Below are 16,939 nucleotides of genomic sequence, written 5' to 3'. Positions count from 1 at the left end.
AGACGTAAGAGACTAGGGGAACGCTAGTGAGTAAGTCACAACTTAACCTGACTCGTATCGTATTACTCGATCTTTGGCACCACAAGTGGGTGCTGTTGATGGCTTTTATTGTGATTGCGAATGCCATTTTGGTGGTTTACACCAGCCATTCTAGTCGCAAGTACACCAGCCAGTGGGATCAGTTGCTGCAGGAGCGTGACCGCTTGGATATCGAATGGCGCAACCTGTTGCTGGAAGAGCAGTCGCAGTCGGAACATAGCAGGGTGACACGGATTGCCACGAAAGAGCTGGAGATGAAGCGGCCGTTACCCAACGAAGAAGTGGTGGTGAGAGTACCATGAGCAAGCAGGCGAAACGTAAACAGAAACCACAGCTGATCCACTGGCGTCTCTACGTCGTGGTCGGTTTCGTGTGTCTGCTGTTTACCAGCCTGGTGGGCCGGGCCGCCTATATTCAGATCATCGAGCCGGAAAAACTGCGTCACGAGAGTGACATGCGCACCCTGCGTACCACGAGTAACGAGGTGCACCGCGGCATGATCACCGACCGCAACGGCGAGATGCTGGCGGTGAGCGTACCGGTCAAGGCGGTCTATGCCGATCCTAAGGTGGTGCACGATCGTAACGGCTTCGCCGATATGCGACGCTGGCAGGCGCTGGCCGACGTGCTGCACGAGCCCAAGGAGGAGATCCTGGCGCGGGTGCAGACTAATCCCAAGAAACGTTTTACCTACTTAAAGCGTCAGGTTACACCTGCGGTGGCCGAGTATATCAAGCAGCTCAAGCTGCCCGGCGTCTACCTTAAGGCCGAATCGCGCCGCTACTATCCGACCAGTGAGATCAGCGCCCAGCTGGTGGGCCTGACCAATATCGACGATAAGGGCATCGAAGGGATCGAGAGCACCTATGACGACTGGCTCACGGGTACGCCCACCAAGCACAAGGTGCGTAAGTCCCGTGACGGCCACGTGGTGGAGCGCCTGGATACGGTGCAGACCGGCGAGAGCTCTAACGATCTGGTGCTGAGTATCGATCAGCGTATCCAGCAGCTGGCCTACCGCGAGATCAAGCGCGCGACCGAGATCAACCAGGCTACCTCGGCCTCTATCGTGGTGCTCGACGTGCACACCGGCGAAGTGTTGGCCATGGCGAACACCCCCAGCTACAACCCCAACTCCCGCGATAACCTGCAAAGCTATCGTATGCGTAACCGGGCCCTGACCGACGCCTATGAGCCGGGTTCCACCATCAAGCCCTTCGTGGTCGCCGCGGCGCTCGAGGCCGGCACCATCAAGGAAGAACAGATCTTCAAGACACATCCTGGTCGAGTGCGTATCGGCGGCAAGATAGTGCGTGACGGTCGCAACTATGGCGACATGTCACTGGCCGACGTCTTGGTGCATTCCAGTAACGTGGGGATGACACAGATCGCATTGTCTATGCCGGTACAGGAGCTGCTGGGTTACTACCAGGCCATGGGGCTGGGTAACTATTCTGGCATCAACCTGCCGGGCGAGAGCGCCGGTCTTATCCACGACCGTCGTCGCTGGTCCGATTTTGAGCGGGCAACTCTCTCCTTCGGCTATGCCCTAACCGTCACACCACTGCAGATCGCCCGCATGTACGCCATGTTGGGCAGCGGCGGCGTGCTCTATCCCTCGTCGATCCTCAAGCTGAAGAAGGAACCCGAGGGCGAGCAGGTGATCTCACCCGAGGTGGCTCGCAGCGTGATGCAGATGCTGATCGGGGTGACCGAGCCTGGCGGCACCGCCAAGAAGGCCCATATCGATGGCTACCCGGTTGCGGGTAAGACGGGGACCGCCCGTAAGGCCGTGGCCGGTGGCTATGGTGAAGATTATGTCGCCCTGTTTGCCGGGGTCGCGCCCGTACACAATCCGAGACTCGCCATGGTGGTGGTAGTCAATGAGCCCAAGGGCGATCGTTATTATGGCGGCGATGTGGCCGCTCCCGTGTTTGCCAAAGTGATGTCAGGGGCACTACAGATGTTAAATGTTGAGCCGATCAGCGCTCGAGAAAAAGTTCAATTGGCCGGTAATGTCAGGAGGGGCGAATAATGCAGCTATGCGATCTCCTAGCCCCCTGGTTTCATTATGCTGGTGGCGAATCCCTCAGCCATCTGACGCTGGATAGTCGTGAGATAGGCCAGGGCAGCGTGTTTGTCGCTGTGCCCGGTCACAGGGTCGATGGCAGAGACTATGTCGATACCGCCCTGTCGCAAGGAGCCGTAGCGGCACTTATTCATACCGACGACCCGGCAGAGCATGGCAAGGTGAGCCAGGACAATGGCCTGCGTATCTATTTCTTTCAGCTGCAGCGTCAGCTGTCGGCGCTTGCCTCTCAGCTCTATGTGCTGGGACGGGATAGGATCAAGCTGATCGGCGTAACCGGCACTAATGGCAAGACATCCGTAACCCAGCTGATCGCTCAGCTAAGCGACGGTCTGGGCAAGCCGGCCGCCGTCATGGGCACCCTAGGCAATGGCCTGTGGGGCCAGCTGGTCGACAGCGGTAACACCACGGCGGATCCCATTACCGTGATGCGCCAGCTAGAAGATTTTGACCGCCAGGGCACGGCCGTGTGCGCCATGGAGGTGTCCAGTCATGGCCTGGTGCAGGGGCGCGTAGACGCCGTGCCTTTCGATGTGGCCGTGTTTACCAATCTGAGTCGGGATCATCTGGATTATCACGGCTCTATGGATGCCTATGGTGCGGCCAAGCAGCGCCTGTTTAGATTCAGTTCACTGAGCCACGGCCTGATCAACCTAGACGATCCTGTTGGGCGTCAGTGGATCCAGGATAAACGCTGCAAGGGGCTGGTGGGCTTTAGCATTCAAGGCCAGGAAGGCGCCGCTATCTATACCAAAGAGGTGAAGCAGCATAACCAAGGCGTCAGCGCGACCTTAGTCTGGCCCGAAGGCGAGGCGAAGATCGACTCGCCCCTGCTGGGTATCTTCAATCTGTCTAACCTGGTGGCGGCCTTGGGCGCCCTCTATCTGAGCGGATATTCGATGGCGCAGCTGCTAACTCAGGTATCCAGCCTTAAGCCTGTGGCGGGGCGCATGGAGCGTTTTACCACGCCTGAAGGCGTTACCCTGGTGGTGGATTACGCCCATACGCCGGACGCCATAGAGCAGGCGCTACTAGCCCTGCGCGGTCACTGCCGCGGCAAGCTGTGGTGCGTCTTTGGCTGTGGTGGCGACCGTGATAAGGGCAAACGCCCCCTGATGGCCCGCGCCGCCGAGGAGAACGCCGACTGCGTCATGGTGACCAGCGACAATGCTCGCAGTGAAGATCCCATGGCGATCATTCAAGATGTATTGGCCGGGCTCAACAAGCCGCAGATCGCCCTGACTCAGGTCGATAGACAGCAGGCGATCCGCGAGGTGGTGACTCTGGCCTCCAGCGGCGACCTCATTTTGCTGGCCGGTAAGGGCCATGAGACCTATCAGGAGATCGCCGGCAAGCGCCTGGATTATGATGAACGCGCCCTGGCGGCGGCAATTGCGAGGGGCGGCAAATGATCCCACTTAAACTGTCAGAGCTCGCCAAGGTTTTGAATGCCAAGCAAATCGGCGACGATTTGAGCGTCAGCAAGGTATCGAGCGATAGCCGGGTGGTGGATGCCCAGACTCTGTTTGTCGCCTTAAAAGGTGAACGTTTCGATGCCCACGATTTTGCCGCCAAGGCGGTAGCTGACGGCGCCTGTGCCTTGTTAGTAGAGCGAGAACTGCCGATTGCCGCGCCGCAACTCATAGTGGCTAACAGCCAGAAAGCCATGGGCCAGATTGGTGCCCATGTGAAGCGGTGCGTCGCGCCCAAGAGCGTGGCCCTGACCGGCTCGAACGGCAAGACCAGCGTCAAGGAGATGGTGGCGACCATATTGTCGACCCAGCATCAGGTGCTCTATACCGCGGGCAACTTCAACAACGAAGTGGGTGTGCCGCTGACCCTGCTGCGCCTCGAGCCGCAACACGAATATGGCGTGTTCGAACTGGGTGCCAATCATCTCGGCGAGATTAATTACACTTCATCTTTAGTGCAACCCGATGTGGCGATGGTTAATAATGTCGCCTCGGCGCATTTAGAGGGTTTTGGCTCGCTCGAAGGCGTGGCTAAGGCCAAGTCTGAGATCTTCCTCCACCTGGCTAAGGATGGCGTCGCCGTGATCAATGCCGACGACGCATTTGCCGATGTGATGCGACGCGCGGCCGCTAGCCATACCCAGTTGAGTTTTTCATCCCAGGGGAATCCTGCAGATGTCAGCGCCCATGAGCTCAGCGCCGACGCCTTGGGCTGTTATCGCTTTCGAATCGCCTATCGGGATGAGCAACGTACCGTCAGCCTGCCGCTGTCGGGCCGTCATCAGGTGAGTAACGCCCTGGCGGCGACCAGCATCTGTCTGGCGCTGGGATTGTCGCTGGATGAGATAGTTCAAGGGCTTATGCGGTTACAACCCGTGAAGGGGCGTATGCAGCCGACGCGTCTGGGACGTTTCTTGCTGATAGACGACACCTATAACGCCAATCCGGCCTCGGTGGGGGCGGCAATCGACTGGCTTCAAGAAATTGAAGGAAATCGCTGTTTAGTGCTGGGCGATTTAGGCGAATTAGGTGACAATGCGTCCCTTTTACATCGGCAGCTGGGCGAGAAGGCCAAGCAGCAGGGGATCGATGCCTTGTATTCACTGGGAGAGTTGAGTCGGGCGAGTAGCGAGGCTTTCGCCGGCAAGCATTTCACCGACTTAGATGCATTGGTTGTTGATTTAGTTAGTTATTTTAACCAGTTAACCGGCAAGGTGACTGTGTTAGTTAAGGGGTCTCGAAGCGCCAGAATGGAGCGGGTTGTCGAGGCCCTCATTGCCGCCTTTGAGCGCAAGGAGTTGTTTTAATGCTGGTTTATCTGGCTGAGTACCTAACCCAGTTTTATACCGGGTTTAACGTTTTCTCATATGTGACCTTCAGGGCGATCCTGGGGCTCTTGACCGCCATGGTGTTTAGCCTGTGGTGGGGACCTAAGATGATCGAGCGTCTGCAACTGCTGCAGATAGGTCAGGTGGTTCGTAACGAAGGACCCGAGTCGCATTTTGCCAAGCGCGGCACACCGACCATGGGTGGCCTGTTGATCTTGGCCGGCGTCTTCATCAGCGTGTTGCTGTGGGGCGATCTGGGTAGCCGCTACGTGTGGGTCATGCTTTTCGTGCTGGGCGCCTTTGGCCTGATCGGCTTTATCGATGATTATCGCAAGGTGGTGCGCAAGGACACCAAGGGACTTATCGCGCGCTGGAAGTATATCTTGCAGTCCCTGGCGGCCTTGGCCATCGCCTTCTATCTGTACGCCTCGGCGGGCAGTGAAGGTGAGACCCAATTGGTCTTGCCTTTCTTTAAGGATGTGATGCCACAGCTGGGCGCCTTCTTCATCCTGCTGGCCTACTTCACCATAGTGGGCTCGAGCAACGCGGTGAACCTGACCGATGGTCTGGATGGTCTGGCGATTATGCCGACCGTGATGGTGGCGGCTGCTTTTGCGCTGATCGCCTATCTGTCTGGTCACGTGCAGTTTGCCAACTACCTGCATATTCCTTATCTGCCTGGCTCGGGCGAGCTGGTGATCGTCTGCACCGCTATCGTCGGTGCGGGATTGGGCTTTTTGTGGTTCAACACCTATCCGGCCCAGGTCTTCATGGGTGACGTGGGATCCCTTTCTCTGGGCGCGGCACTGGGCACCATCGCCGTGTTGGTGCGTCAGGAGATCCTCTTGGTGATCATGGGTGGCGTATTCGTGATGGAGACGGTTTCTGTGATCCTGCAGGTCGGCTCTTATAAGTTACGCGGCCAACGCATCTTCAGGATGGCACCTATCCATCACCACTACGAGCTGAAAGGTTGGCCCGAGCCCAGGGTGATCGTGCGTTTCTGGATCATCTCCCTCTTCCTGGTGTTGCTAGGCTTAGCAACCTTAAAGTTAAGGTAAGACGCCATGGCGAGTCAGTATACGCACATAGTATTAGGATTGGGGGCCACAGGGCTCTCTGTGGTGCGTTATCTCATTAAGCAGGGGATCACGCCACTGGTGATGGACAGCCGCGAGAATCCGCCGGGTCGCGAGACCCTGAGCCAGGAGTTTCCCGAGGTGCTACTGCTCACCGGCGGTTTTGATTGCCGCTACCTGGTACAGGCTAGCCAGATAGTCGTTAGCCCCGGGATCCCGCTGGATACCGCCGAGGTGCGCGCCGCGGTGGATATGGGCATAGATATCGTCGGCGATGTCGAGCTGTTTGCCAGAGCGCTGGCAGATCGCCCCGCCTGCGTCATCGGCATCACGGGTTCTAACGGTAAGTCGACCGTGACCACGCTGGTGGGTGAGATGGCCGCCAAGGCGGGCCTCAAGGTGGCCGTGGGCGGCAATATCGGCGTGCCCGTGCTGGACCTGCTGGATGGTGACCATGAGCTGTTTGTGCTCGAGCTATCTAGCTTCCAGCTGGAGACGACATCCAGCCTCAACTGCATTAGTGCCACCTGCCTGAATATCAGCGAAGATCACATGGACAGGTATTCGGATCTCGAGAGTTATCGTCAGGCCAAGCTGCGTCTGTATGACCAGACCAAGCTGGCGATCTTCAATCGCGACGATCTGCTGACTCGCCCGAATGAGCCGATGAACCAGAACAGCTTTGGCCTCTCTCTTCCTGAGGGAGACGAGTGGGGCGTTAACCACGGCGTCCTGGTGCATGGCACGACCGAATATGTTGCCGGCGATCAGGTTTCACTGGTGGGCAGTCACAACCAGGCCAACTTGCTGGTCGCCATGGCCCTGGCCGATAGCGCCGGTGTCGATAAGGCGGCCATGGTCGAGGTGGCGAAACAGTTCAAGGGGCTGGCCCATAGATGCGAGCTCGTGGGTAAGCATCAGGGCGTGAGCTATGTGAACGATTCCAAGGCGACCAATGTGGGCGCCACCATAGCGGCCCTGCAGGGGCTGAGTGACCATGAGGGTCAGATTATTTTAATCGCCGGCGGTGATGGCAAGGGCGCCGATTTCTCGGCGCTACGCGGCGCACTGCTGGGCGTTGCTCAGGTGATCACCCTGGGGCAGGATGGCGACAAAATTGCCGAGCAGTTCGACGGTGCCGTTCGCGTCGAGTCGATGCAAGAGGCGGTCGCTCAGGCGGCTCAGCTGGCTAAGCCGGGCGATCTGGTCTTGCTGTCGCCTGCCTGTGCCAGTTTGGATATGTACGCCAACTTCATGGCCAGGGGCGATGATTTTCGTGCCCAGGTGAATGCCTTGGCCCAAGAGGTGATGCATGCGTAGCGACGAGCGTCAACTAAGCCTGTTTGGCAGCTCCCTTAGCTGGTCGCTGCCGAACCTGTTTAGTCAACGCGAAGCGCCGGGCATGCAGCTCTATGACAGAGCTTTGCTGTTTGCGATCATCTCCCTGATAAGTTTCGGCTTCATCATGGTGATGTCGGCCTCTATGCCTGAGGCCACGAGTTTGACGGGTAACCCCTACCACTTCGTGTGGCGCCATGTGGCTTACCTGATGGGGTGCGCCCTGATCGCCGCCGTGGTGTTGCAGATAGAGATGCATAGCTGGCAGCAGCTGAGTCCTATCTTGCTGCTGGTCGTCGGCATCATGTTAGTGGCTGTGCCGATCGTGGGTACCACGGTAAACGGGGCGACCCGTTGGCTGTCGGTGGGGCCTATCCGTATTCAGGTGGCCGAGATCGCCAAGTTTGCTTTCGCCATCTATATGGCGGGTTATCTGGTGCGGCGGCATCAGGAGGTGCGGGAAAACGCCAAGGGCTTCTATAAGCCGATTGCCGTGTTTGCCGTGTATGCCTTTCTGATTTTGCTACAGCCAGACCTCGGTACCGTGGTGGTGTTGTTTGTCGGCACAGTTGGTTTGTTGTTTTTAGCCGGTGCAAGATTGCTCGATTTCTTCGCGCTGATCTTGACCGGGGCCATGGCCTTCGTCGGCCTGGTATTGCTGGAGCCTTACCGTATGCGACGGGTGACCTCATTTTTGGACCCTTGGCAGGATCCCTTCGGTAGCGGTTATCAGCTGACCCAATCCTTAATGGCCTATGGCCGCGGCGATTGGCTGGGACAGGGCTTGGGCAACAGCATTCAGAAGCTGGAGTACCTGCCCGAGGCCCACACGGATTTTATCTTTGCCGTGATCGGCGAAGAGCTAGGATTTCTCGGCATTATCGCTGTGTTGTCGGTACTGCTGTTTGTCGCCCTGAGAGCGATAAAGCTGGGTAACCTGTGTCTGCTTGGCGATCGGGCCTTCGAGGGCTATCTGGCCTATGGCATAGGCATCTGGATCTGTTTCCAGACTGTGGTCAACGTGGGCGCCAGCATAGGCATGTTGCCCACCAAGGGGCTGACACTGCCCTTCATCAGTTATGGCGGCAGTAGCCTGTGGGTGATGACGGCGGCGGCAATGATATTGATCCGTATCGATCATGAGAGAAGATTAAGCCTGATCCAGGCAGTACAAGGCAAGGTGAAATAGATGGCGTCAGAGAAACGTATTTTGATCATGGCGGGCGGCACGGGCGGACACGTGTTCCCGGCGCTTGCCGTGGCCAAAGCGTTAGCCAAGCAGGGCTGGCAGGTGCGCTGGCTTGGCACCGCCGATCGTATGGAGGCACGTCTGGTGCCTCAGCATGGTTTCGATATCGATTTTATCGATATCAAGGGGGTGCGCGGCAACGGCTTGATCCGTAAGCTCGCGGCGCCCTTTAAGATCTTACGTTCCATCATGCAGGCGCGTGAGGTGATCAAAGAGTTTAAACCCGATGTGGTGCTCGGCATGGGCGGATTCGCCAGCGGCCCGGGTGGGGTTGCCGCCAAGCTAAGCGGCATCCCTCTGGTGCTGCACGAGCAAAACGCCATCCCAGGCATGACCAACAAGTTGTTGTCGCGCATCGCTACCCGCGTGCTGTGCGCCTTCGAAAACACCTTCGAGGGCAATGCCGAGGTGGTGGGCAACCCGATCCGCAGCGAGCTGATCGCCCTGGGTCGCAGTGAGCAGTCAATCGTTCCGGACGATGCCCTTAGGGTGTTGGTGGTCGGCGGCAGCTTGGGGGCCAAGATATTTAACGACCTGATGCCGAGCGTGACGGCGGCCGTGGCTCAGCACCATTCGATGACGGTATGGCATCAGGTGGGCAAGGGTAATCAGGCACAGGTGGAGGCGGAATATCTGCAGCTGGGACAGTCCGGCAGCGTCAAGGTGGCCGAGTTTATCGATGATATGGAAGCGGCCTATCGCTGGGCTGACGTGATTCTGTGCCGTGCGGGCGCCCTGACTGTGTCAGAGGTAGCGGCGGTGGGCCTACCGAGTCTCTTGGTGCCTTACCCCCATGCGGTAGACGATCACCAGACCAAGAATGCTCAGGTCTTGGTGGAAGCGGGCGGCGCATTTTTGCTGCCGCAGACAGTATTAGATAGTGAGAAGTTGATCAGCAAGCTGCAGATCTTGGCGTCAGACCGTAAGGCCCTCATCGAGATGGGGCAGCTGGCCAAGAGTGTTGCCGTATTAGATGCCACAGAGCGGGTCGCCGCCGTGTGTATCGCGCTGGCAAGTAAGGAAAAAGATGATTAAAACCGAAGAGAAGTACGCCCAATTAAGAACCATCATTCCAGAGATGCGTCGCGTCAAGCGGATCCACTTTGTCGGGATCGGCGGCGCGGGTATGGGCGGTATTGCCGAGGTCTTGGTAAACGAAGGTTATCGTCTTAGCGGTTCCGATATCGCCGAGAATGCCGTGACGGCGCGCCTTAAGCGCCTCGGTGCGGCGATCTTCATCGGTCACAGTGCCGATCAGGTCGAGGGCGCCGATGTGGTGGTGGTCTCGACGGCCATCGATGCCAGTAACCCAGAGATTTTAGCGGCCCAGGAGCGACGCATTCCCATCGTTCGCCGGGCAGAGATGTTGGCCGAGCTGATGCGTTATCGCCACGGCGTGGCGGTGGCCGGTACCCATGGCAAGACGACTACTACCAGTCTGATCGCTAGCGTCTATGGTCAGGCCGAGCGGGATCCGACCTTCGTGATCGGCGGCCTGCTGAACAGTGCCGGCACCAATGCCCGCCTAGGTAAGAGCCGTTACCTGATCGCCGAGGCCGATGAGAGCGATGCCAGCTTCCTGCATCTGCAACCCATGGTGAGTGTGGTCACCAACATCGAAGCCGACCATATGGATACCTATGAGGGGGATTTCGAGAAGCTGAAATCCACCTTCGTCGACTTTTTGCATAACCTGCCGTTCTACGGCGTGGCGGTGGCCTGTATCGACGACCCTGTGGTGAGAGAGATACTGCCCCGCATCGGCCGTAAGGTGGTGACCTATGGTTTCAGCGAAGATGCCGACGTGCAGGCGCTTAACTTCGAGCAGCAGGGTTATAGCTCACGCTTTACCGTGCGCCGCGAAGGGATGGCAGATCTGGACCTGAGGGTTAATCTGCCGGGTCGTCACAATGTGCTCAATGCCCTGGCGGCCATAGCCGTGGCCACGGAAGATGAGATTGAAGATGAGGCGATCATCCGCGCACTGGATGAGTTCCAGGGCATAGGGCGTCGCTTCCAGCAGCTGGGAGAGTTCACCACCACAGCGGGCGAGGTGATGCTGGTCGATGACTATGGTCATCACCCCAGTGAGGTGGCTGCAACCATCAAGGCGGCGCGTTCCGGCTGGCCGGATAAGCGTCTGGTGATGATCTATCAGCCCCACAGATATAGCCGCACCCGGGATCTCTATGATGATTTTGTCGAGGTGTTGGCCCAGGTAGATTGCCTGCTGTTACTCGATGTGTATAGCGCAGGTGAGGCACCGGTACCCGGTGCAGACAGCCGCGCCCTGTGCCGCTCGATTCGTCAGCGTGGCCAGCTAGATCCTATCTTCGTGGCCGAGCCCGAGCAGTTACAGACGATACTGCCTGGAGTGTTGCAGGGGGGCGATCTGCTGCTGACCCAAGGGGCAGGCAATATCGGCGCCCTGAGTCGTCAGCTGGCAGATGCCGGTCTGCAGTTTGAGTCGGAAAACCAATGAGGTTGAGGGCATCTTGCCCTGGCCTCTATGAAGCTTTTGACGCTAGAGGTGAGGTAGTTATAATGGCCGGTTCCTTAGGGCTGCCCTCTGGCAATAAATTGATTGATTTTTATACATTTAATGATGCGTTAGGGCGATAAGCTGTGTCCTTAAGAGAGCTAGGTAGCGGTTGGAAAAGCAGGTTGGGACAGGTCGATTGGTACCTGTGTTTCGGCTTGATTTTTCTGTTCCTGGTGATCTGTGGCCTATCCATGGGAGGCTGGAAGCTTCACCTGGTACTGAACGACGCCGATGCCCTGCCGATTGAGGCGGTGGCGATCAAGGGTGACAGGCAGTTTACCAGCGACGCCGAGATACGCAGCGCGCTGCAGGATCTGATGCAGAGAAGCTTCTTCTCGGCGGATGTGAATCAGGTACAGCAGGCGCTGGAAAATCTGCCCTGGGTCTACCACGCCTCGGTGAGGCGCGAGTGGCCGGCAAAGTTAAAGATATATCTGGTAGAGCAGACGCCGGTTGCCCACTGGAACGAGACAGATTGGCTCAACGAGCAGGGGCAGGTGTTTAAGGCGCCCCGTCGTGAGGGCATAGGCCAGCTGCCTAATCTGGTCGGCCCGGAAGATCAGGCGAAGTCTGTGTTGACTAACTATCGCCAGGTCAGTGAATTATTGAAGATCAACGGGTTCGATTTGGCCCGTTTAGAGTTAAGCCCCAGACATGCCTGGCTAGCCGTGCTGGCCAACGGCATAGAGTTGAAGCTGGGAAGGGAAGATAAGATGGCAAGGGTGCAGCGCTTTATCCATGTGTATCCCACATTGGTGAAACAGGATAAGCCCGTTGCCCGAGTCGATTTGCGCTACGATACCGGATTGGCCGTAGGTTGGGATGAAGCACAAGATGAGAGCCGTTAATTAATGACCAAGAATCAAGATAGAAATCTGATCGTTGGATTAGACATAGGAACGTCCAAAGTTGCTGTGATCATCGGTGAGGTACTACCCGATGGTGAGATCAGTGTGGTCGGTCTCGGCAGTCACCCCTCCCGCGGCATGGATAAGGGCGGGGTAAACGATCTCGACTCTATCGTGCGTAGTGTGCAACGCGCGCTGGATCAGGCCGAGTTGATGGCCGACTGCCAGGTAGCCTCGGTATACCTGGGCATCTCGGGCAAGCATATCCAGTGTCAGAACGAAAACGGCATGGTGTCGATTAACGACGAAGAGGTGACCCAGGAAGATGTAGACAACGTCATCCACACCGCGCGTTCGGTGAAGATCCCGACCGAGCGTCGTATTTTGCATGTCTTGCCACAAGAGTATGCCATCGACGTACAAGACGGTATCCGCAGCCCAATCGGCATGTCGGGCATGCGTATGGAAGCCAAGGTGCATATCGTCACCTGCGCCAACGACATGGCCAAGAATATTACCAAGAGTGTCGAGCGTTGCGGCCTGAAGGTAGATGACCTGGTGTTCTCGGCCATCGCCTCGGCTGATGCCGTGCTCACCGATGATGAGAAAGATCTCGGCGTCTGCCTGGTGGATATGGGCGGCGGCACCACAGATATCACCATCTACACCAATGGCGCCCTGCGTCACTGCGCTGTGGTGCCTGTGGCCGGTAACCAGGTGACCAGCGATATCGCCAAGATTTTCCGTACGCCGCTGTCACACGCCGAGCAGATCAAGGTGCAGTACGCCAGCGCCAGAAGCGCCATGGTGAGCCGCGAAGACAGTATAGAGGTGCCATCGGTCGGCGGACGTCCGTCGCGTACCATGTCGCGCCATACCCTGGCCGAGGTGGTTGAGCCTAGGTATCAGGAGCTGTTCGAGCTGGTGCGTAAAGAGTTGCGCGACTGCGGCCTGGAAGATCAGGTTGCCGCCGGTATCGTACTCACGGGCGGTACCGCATCGATTGAAGGCGCGGTAGATGTCGCCGAGGCGACCTTTGGCATGCCGGTTAGGGTGGCCGAGCCGTTGCCGGTGAAAGGATTATTTGAATATGTGAACCAGCCCATCTACTCCACGGGTGTTGGGTTGTTACATTATGGTGCAAGACGTGTGCTCGAGCGACAGTTCGAGCGCCCCGAGCGCCAAGGGGTGACCAGTCTTTGGAATCGGGTCCAGAGCTGGTTTAAGGGTGAGTTTTAAGGTTAATAACGCAGACTAAAACGGAGAAAAGACCATGTTTGAGATCATGGATAGTCATTCCGATGAGGCGGTGATCAAGGTCATCGGCGTCGGTGGCGGTGGTGGTAACGCCGTCGAGCATATGGTGAAACACAATATCGAGGGTGTTGAGTTCGTTGCAACCAATACCGATGCCCAGGCGCTACGTAAGTCGGCGGCGGGTACGACCATTCAGTTGGGTCGCGATGTCACCAAGGGGCTTGGCGCGGGCGCCAACCCAGAGATCGGTCGCCTGGCGGCCGAAGAAGACAGAGAGAATATCCGCAGCGCGATCAAGGGCTCGGACATGATCTTTATCGCCGCCGGCATGGGTGGTGGTACGGGTACAGGTGCCGCACCTGTCGTGGCCGAGATCGCCCGTGAAGAGGGGATCCTGACCGTTGCCGTGGTGACCAAGCCGTTCCCATTCGAAGGTAAGAAGCGTATGGCTTATGCCGATCAGGGGATCGAGATGCTGGCCAAGCATGTTGACTCGCTGATCACCATTCCTAACGAGAAGCTGCTCAAGGTCCTAGGCCGTGGCACTTCACTGTTAGATGCGTTTGCGGCGGCCAATAACGTGCTACTCGGCGCGGTACAAGGTATTGCCGAGCTTATCACCCGTCCGGGTCTGATTAACGTCGACTTCGCCGACGTTAAGACTGTGATGTCTGAGATGGGTAATGCCATGATGGGTACGGGCGTCGCCAGCGGTGAAGATCGCGCCGAAGAAGCGGCCGAAGCTGCCGTGGCCAGTCCGCTGCTGGAAGATATCGATCTGGCTGGTGCCCGTGGCGTATTGGTGAACATTACCGCCGGTATGGACATGAGCATCGAAGAGTTCGAGACTGTGGGTAACCATGTTAAGGCTTATGCGTCAGACAACGCGACTGTGGTTGTGGGTGCGGTTATCGATCCAGAGATGAGCGACGAGCTGCGTGTAACCGTCGTTGCAACCGGTATCGGAGCCGAGAAGAAGCCAGATATTCAACTGGTTTCTAAGCCTGCGCCGCGCCCAGAGCCAATGCCAGCGCCTGAGGTCAAAATTGAACTTCCAGTGGAAGAAGCTGTCCCACAGGCAATGGGGGCGGGTAATGTTGTGCAGGTAGCACAACCAGCCGCGGCCGCCGCGCCTAAGAGTGACCTTGATTACTTAGATATACCGGCATTTTTGCGCAAGCAAGCTGACTAGTTTCAGGACGGAGCGTGCTAGTCGGCGCCATATACCTGAATGTGGTACGACGATTTTCGTCGGTAAATTTTGGTGAATTGGCAAAGATATGCTAGCATGTCCGACCTGCTGCGCCTTTGTGCGCCGCTTTGCTGTGCAGAAATAAACGCTTTTTGGTTGTGATATAACGGGTAACTAAATGATTTTTCAAAGAACTGTTAAAGAAATGGTTAAGACCACCGGTGTCGGATTGCATTCCGGTAACAAGGTGACTTTGACGATCAAACCCGCGCCAGTTAATACAGGGATCGTGTTGGTTCGTACCGACTTGACGCCAAGCGTGGCTATTGCCGCCAAGGCGGATCAAGTGCGTGAGACGACCATGTGTACGGCGCTTGTGAATGACGAAGGTGTTCGTATCTCAACGATTGAGCATCTGTTTGCCGCCCTGGCAGGTTTAGGCATAGACAACGCGACAATCGAAGTCGATGCCCCTGAGATCCCCATTATGGATGGCAGCGCCAGCCCATGGGTCTTCCTGTTGCAATCTGTCGGCATTCAGGAGCAAAGCGCAGCAAAGAAATATCTAAGAATCAAGCGCCCGGTGCGTGTTGAAGATGGTGATAAGTGGGCCGAACTGCGTCCATTCAAGGGGTTCAGAGTCGATTTCGCGATCGATTTCAATCACCCAGAGATCGCCAGAAGTCAGCAGCATATGGTGATGGATTTTTCCTCTTCTGCCTTCGTTCGCGATATCAGCCGCGCCAGAACCTTTGGGTTTATGCGCGACATCGAATATCTGCGTGCTAATAACCTAGCATTAGGTGGCAGCATGGAAAATGCCGTTGTGCTTGATGAATATCGCGTCCTCAACCCCGATGGTCTGCGTTATGAGGACGAGTTTGTTAAGCACAAAATTCTCGATGCGTTCGGTGATCTCTATGTCGCCGGCCACGCTATCGTCGGTGAATTCCGTGCGTTCAAGACAGGCCACGCGCTGAACAATCAGCTGGTTCGTGCCCTGTTAGCCGAGCAAGATGCTTGGGAATTGGTAAGCTTCGAAAAAGAAGAAGAGGTACCAGTCAGTTTCGCCGTGCCAGCCGGTGCGGTATTGGCGTAACGCCTATTTGGATTGCCTTGAACGGCTGGCTAAAGCAGCCAGCCGTTTTAGTTTTTGGCCTAGGGAACCTTCTATATGCTCGGCCAAGGCGTCGATATGCGCCGCAGCGGTTTCGCTTATCTGGTTGTGAGCCTGCTTTGATTTTGTCTCATACATTTTCAGGCTTGGGTTGACTTTAACCTCGATAGCGGACAGCATGGGGAGCGTTTCGGCTTGTAACTGCTGTAAAAGTTTGGGTTTTTGGAAGTTTATTCTTGCGGCCCATGCGGCGGTACTGGTTTCGATAACGAGCACACCTTGACGGAAGTTGGCGACTTTTAGTTGTTCCGTGACAGGACCGGTGATCACCTGTTTAACATAGTGATCCAGGTGAAGCAGTAGTTCTGCTTTTTCGGCGATAGAGGGCAATTGACCCTGCTGAAGCAGTAATTGACTGAGGTCCTGCGGGGGCTTTTTCATAACATAATAAAATGGCTTAATGAGGCTATGAGTGTAACAGTTTTTATTCAAGGTCGGAATGGTGCGACGCGCTGGCAGCCGGGTAAGCGTTGGCTATTATTACCGGTTTTGCTTATTGCCGCAGGCACTGGCTTATATCAGCATAACGCCAAACAAATTCAGCAACAGCAGGCCAGCGTCGATAACGAACGTGTCGCTCGCGAAGAGCAGAAAAACGAGCTTATCGAACTTAAAGGCGCGACCGAATCGCAATTGGCGATCTTGGTTACCCACGTGGCTAAGATGCAGGCTAAGCTTGCACGTCTCGAGGCCCTGGGTCAGCAAGTTGCAAAAGATTACAAACTCGAAGATCAATTCGATTTCTCTTCTGAAGTCGGTGTTGGCGGCCTGAGCGAACTGGGCAGCAACATCGAACTCGATCAGCTTATCCAGGACATGGATAGGCTAGTGTCACGAATAGATAACAATAATGTTCAATTATCACTACTTGAAACGGTGACATCTAATCTCCATATAGATGAAGAACGTTATATCTCAGGGCGCCCCATCCAGAAAGGTTGGTTGTCTTCGCCCTACGGTTTACGCAATGATCCCTTTAACGGCCGCAGAACCATGCATAAAGGCATAGACTTTGCTGGCAAAGAGGGAGCCGATGTTGTCGCCACCGCGGGCGGCGTCGTAACATGGGCAGGCAATATGTTTGGTTATGGTGAGTTGGTCGAGATAGATCATGGCAATGGTCTGCGAACTCGCTATGGACACAATAAGTCTTTGTCAGTAGCTGTAGGTGATGTGGTCGCAAAAGGCGAAAGTATTGCCAAAATGGGGAGTACGGGTCGTTCTACCGGTCCCCATGTGCATTATGAAGTGTTGCGTGGTGGACAGCAGATAGATCCTAAGAAGTATGTCTACCGCAAGGCAGGTTAAACTAAAATAGGCTTTTAGACT

The 16,939-nt window shown here is 56.4% G+C and carries 15 protein-coding genes; 14 read left to right on the top strand and 1 reads right to left on the bottom strand.

Annotated elements, in window-relative coordinates:
- The first annotated feature begins 26 nt into the window (after positions 1-26).
- The 13 genes from ftsL (at position 27) to lpxC (ending at position 15,532) form a co-directional block, all read left to right on the top strand.
- Positions 27-341 (top strand): cell division protein FtsL, encoded by a 315-nt coding sequence (ftsL, locus tag K0H80_RS17705; protein WP_011867256.1) that lies wholly within the window; start codon positions 27-29, stop codon positions 339-341.
- Positions 338-2,074, top strand: coding sequence for a peptidoglycan D,D-transpeptidase FtsI family protein (locus K0H80_RS17700; protein WP_220072439.1), 1,737 nt, complete (start codon positions 338-340; stop codon positions 2,072-2,074). Before ftsL ends, K0H80_RS17700 begins: the two co-directional genes overlap by 4 nt.
- Positions 2,071-3,540, top strand: coding sequence for a UDP-N-acetylmuramoyl-L-alanyl-D-glutamate--2,6-diaminopimelate ligase (gene murE / locus K0H80_RS17695; protein WP_220074025.1), 1,470 nt, complete (start codon positions 2,071-2,073; stop codon positions 3,538-3,540). Before K0H80_RS17700 ends, murE begins: the two co-directional genes overlap by 4 nt.
- Complete coding sequence (locus K0H80_RS17690; protein ID WP_220072438.1) at positions 3,537-4,907, top strand: UDP-N-acetylmuramoyl-tripeptide--D-alanyl-D-alanine ligase; 1,371 nt, start codon at positions 3,537-3,539, stop codon at positions 4,905-4,907. The genes murE and K0H80_RS17690 overlap by 4 nt, the downstream gene beginning before the upstream one ends.
- Complete coding sequence (mraY, locus tag K0H80_RS17685) at positions 4,907-5,989, top strand: phospho-N-acetylmuramoyl-pentapeptide-transferase (RefSeq protein ID WP_011867252.1); 1,083 nt, start codon at positions 4,907-4,909, stop codon at positions 5,987-5,989. Before K0H80_RS17690 ends, mraY begins: the two co-directional genes overlap by 1 nt.
- A 6-nt stretch (positions 5,990-5,995) precedes the next feature.
- The gene (gene murD / locus K0H80_RS17680) at positions 5,996-7,327 is read left to right on the top strand and encodes a UDP-N-acetylmuramoyl-L-alanine--D-glutamate ligase (RefSeq protein WP_220072437.1); all 1,332 of its coding nucleotides are present in this window, start codon (positions 5,996-5,998) and stop codon (positions 7,325-7,327) included.
- Positions 7,320-8,534 (top strand): cell division protein FtsW, encoded by a 1,215-nt coding sequence (gene ftsW, locus K0H80_RS17675; protein WP_011867250.1) that lies wholly within the window; start codon positions 7,320-7,322, stop codon positions 8,532-8,534. Before murD ends, ftsW begins: the two co-directional genes overlap by 8 nt.
- Complete coding sequence (gene murG, locus K0H80_RS17670; RefSeq protein ID WP_220072436.1) at positions 8,535-9,629, top strand: undecaprenyldiphospho-muramoylpentapeptide beta-N-acetylglucosaminyltransferase; 1,095 nt, start codon at positions 8,535-8,537, stop codon at positions 9,627-9,629.
- The gene (gene murC, locus K0H80_RS17665; RefSeq protein ID WP_011867248.1) at positions 9,622-11,076 is read left to right on the top strand and encodes a UDP-N-acetylmuramate--L-alanine ligase; all 1,455 of its coding nucleotides are present in this window, start codon (positions 9,622-9,624) and stop codon (positions 11,074-11,076) included. Before murG ends, murC begins: the two co-directional genes overlap by 8 nt.
- A gap of 143 nt (positions 11,077-11,219) precedes the next feature.
- Positions 11,220-11,984: a cell division protein FtsQ/DivIB gene (locus tag K0H80_RS17660; RefSeq protein ID WP_220072435.1), complete on the top strand. Its 765-nt coding sequence runs from the start codon at positions 11,220-11,222 to the stop codon at positions 11,982-11,984.
- Positions 11,985-11,987: 3 nt separating this feature from the next.
- A complete protein-coding gene (gene ftsA / locus K0H80_RS17655) occupies positions 11,988-13,223 on the top strand; it encodes a cell division protein FtsA (RefSeq protein ID WP_011867246.1) in 1,236 nt (411 codons plus the stop codon).
- Positions 13,224-13,257: 34 nt separating this feature from the next.
- Positions 13,258-14,433: a cell division protein FtsZ gene (ftsZ, locus tag K0H80_RS17650; RefSeq protein WP_011867245.1), complete on the top strand. Its 1,176-nt coding sequence runs from the start codon at positions 13,258-13,260 to the stop codon at positions 14,431-14,433.
- A gap of 178 nt (positions 14,434-14,611) precedes the next feature.
- Positions 14,612-15,532 (top strand): UDP-3-O-acyl-N-acetylglucosamine deacetylase, encoded by a 921-nt coding sequence (gene lpxC / locus K0H80_RS17645; protein WP_011867244.1) that lies wholly within the window; start codon positions 14,612-14,614, stop codon positions 15,530-15,532.
- Positions 15,533-15,535: 3 nt separating this feature from the next.
- On the opposite strand, the gene K0H80_RS17640 is transcribed toward lpxC, so the two are convergent.
- Positions 15,536-15,991 (bottom strand): DUF721 domain-containing protein, encoded by a 456-nt coding sequence (locus tag K0H80_RS17640; protein WP_220072434.1) that lies wholly within the window; start codon positions 15,989-15,991, stop codon positions 15,536-15,538.
- Between the two features lie 27 nt (positions 15,992-16,018).
- Here K0H80_RS17640 and K0H80_RS17635 point away from each other — a divergent pair, with 27 nt between their 5' ends.
- Positions 16,019-16,918 carry a M23 family metallopeptidase gene (locus tag K0H80_RS17635; protein ID WP_011867242.1) on the top strand — a complete coding sequence of 300 codons (900 nt, stop codon included), beginning with the start codon at positions 16,019-16,021 and terminating at the stop codon, positions 16,916-16,918.
- Positions 16,919-16,939 lie beyond the last annotated feature (21 nt).

Origin of the sequence: Shewanella aegiceratis, from assembly GCF_019457495.1 — a bacterium.
Taxonomy (GTDB): domain Bacteria; phylum Pseudomonadota; class Gammaproteobacteria; order Enterobacterales; family Shewanellaceae; genus Shewanella; species Shewanella loihica.
Note: the sequence above shows the minus strand (reverse complement) of the source record. Positions and strands in the feature narration are given on the sequence as shown.

Bases quoted from the DNA above. Each gene is read 5' to 3' on its own strand.
- K0H80_RS17690 (WP_220072438.1), top strand. From the start codon at position 3,537: ATGATCCCACTTAAACTGTCAGAGCTCGCCAAGGTTTTGAATGCCAAG.
- K0H80_RS17640 (WP_220072434.1), bottom strand. From the start codon at position 15,991: ATGAAAAAGCCCCCGCAGGACCTCAGTCAATTACTGCTTCAGCAGGGT.
- ftsA (WP_011867246.1), top strand. From the start codon at position 11,988: ATGACCAAGAATCAAGATAGAAATCTGATCGTTGGATTAGACATAGGA.
- lpxC (WP_011867244.1), top strand. From the start codon at position 14,612: ATGATTTTTCAAAGAACTGTTAAAGAAATGGTTAAGACCACCGGTGTC.
- K0H80_RS17635 (WP_011867242.1), top strand. From the start codon at position 16,019: ATGAGTGTAACAGTTTTTATTCAAGGTCGGAATGGTGCGACGCGCTGG.
- K0H80_RS17700 (WP_220072439.1), top strand. From the start codon at position 338: ATGAGCAAGCAGGCGAAACGTAAACAGAAACCACAGCTGATCCACTGG.
- murC (WP_011867248.1), top strand. From the start codon at position 9,622: ATGATTAAAACCGAAGAGAAGTACGCCCAATTAAGAACCATCATTCCA.
- murD (WP_220072437.1), top strand. From the start codon at position 5,996: ATGGCGAGTCAGTATACGCACATAGTATTAGGATTGGGGGCCACAGGG.
- ftsW (WP_011867250.1), top strand. From the start codon at position 7,320: ATGCGTAGCGACGAGCGTCAACTAAGCCTGTTTGGCAGCTCCCTTAGC.
- mraY (WP_011867252.1), top strand. From the start codon at position 4,907: ATGCTGGTTTATCTGGCTGAGTACCTAACCCAGTTTTATACCGGGTTT.
- murG (WP_220072436.1), top strand. From the start codon at position 8,535: ATGGCGTCAGAGAAACGTATTTTGATCATGGCGGGCGGCACGGGCGGA.
- ftsZ (WP_011867245.1), top strand. From the start codon at position 13,258: ATGTTTGAGATCATGGATAGTCATTCCGATGAGGCGGTGATCAAGGTC.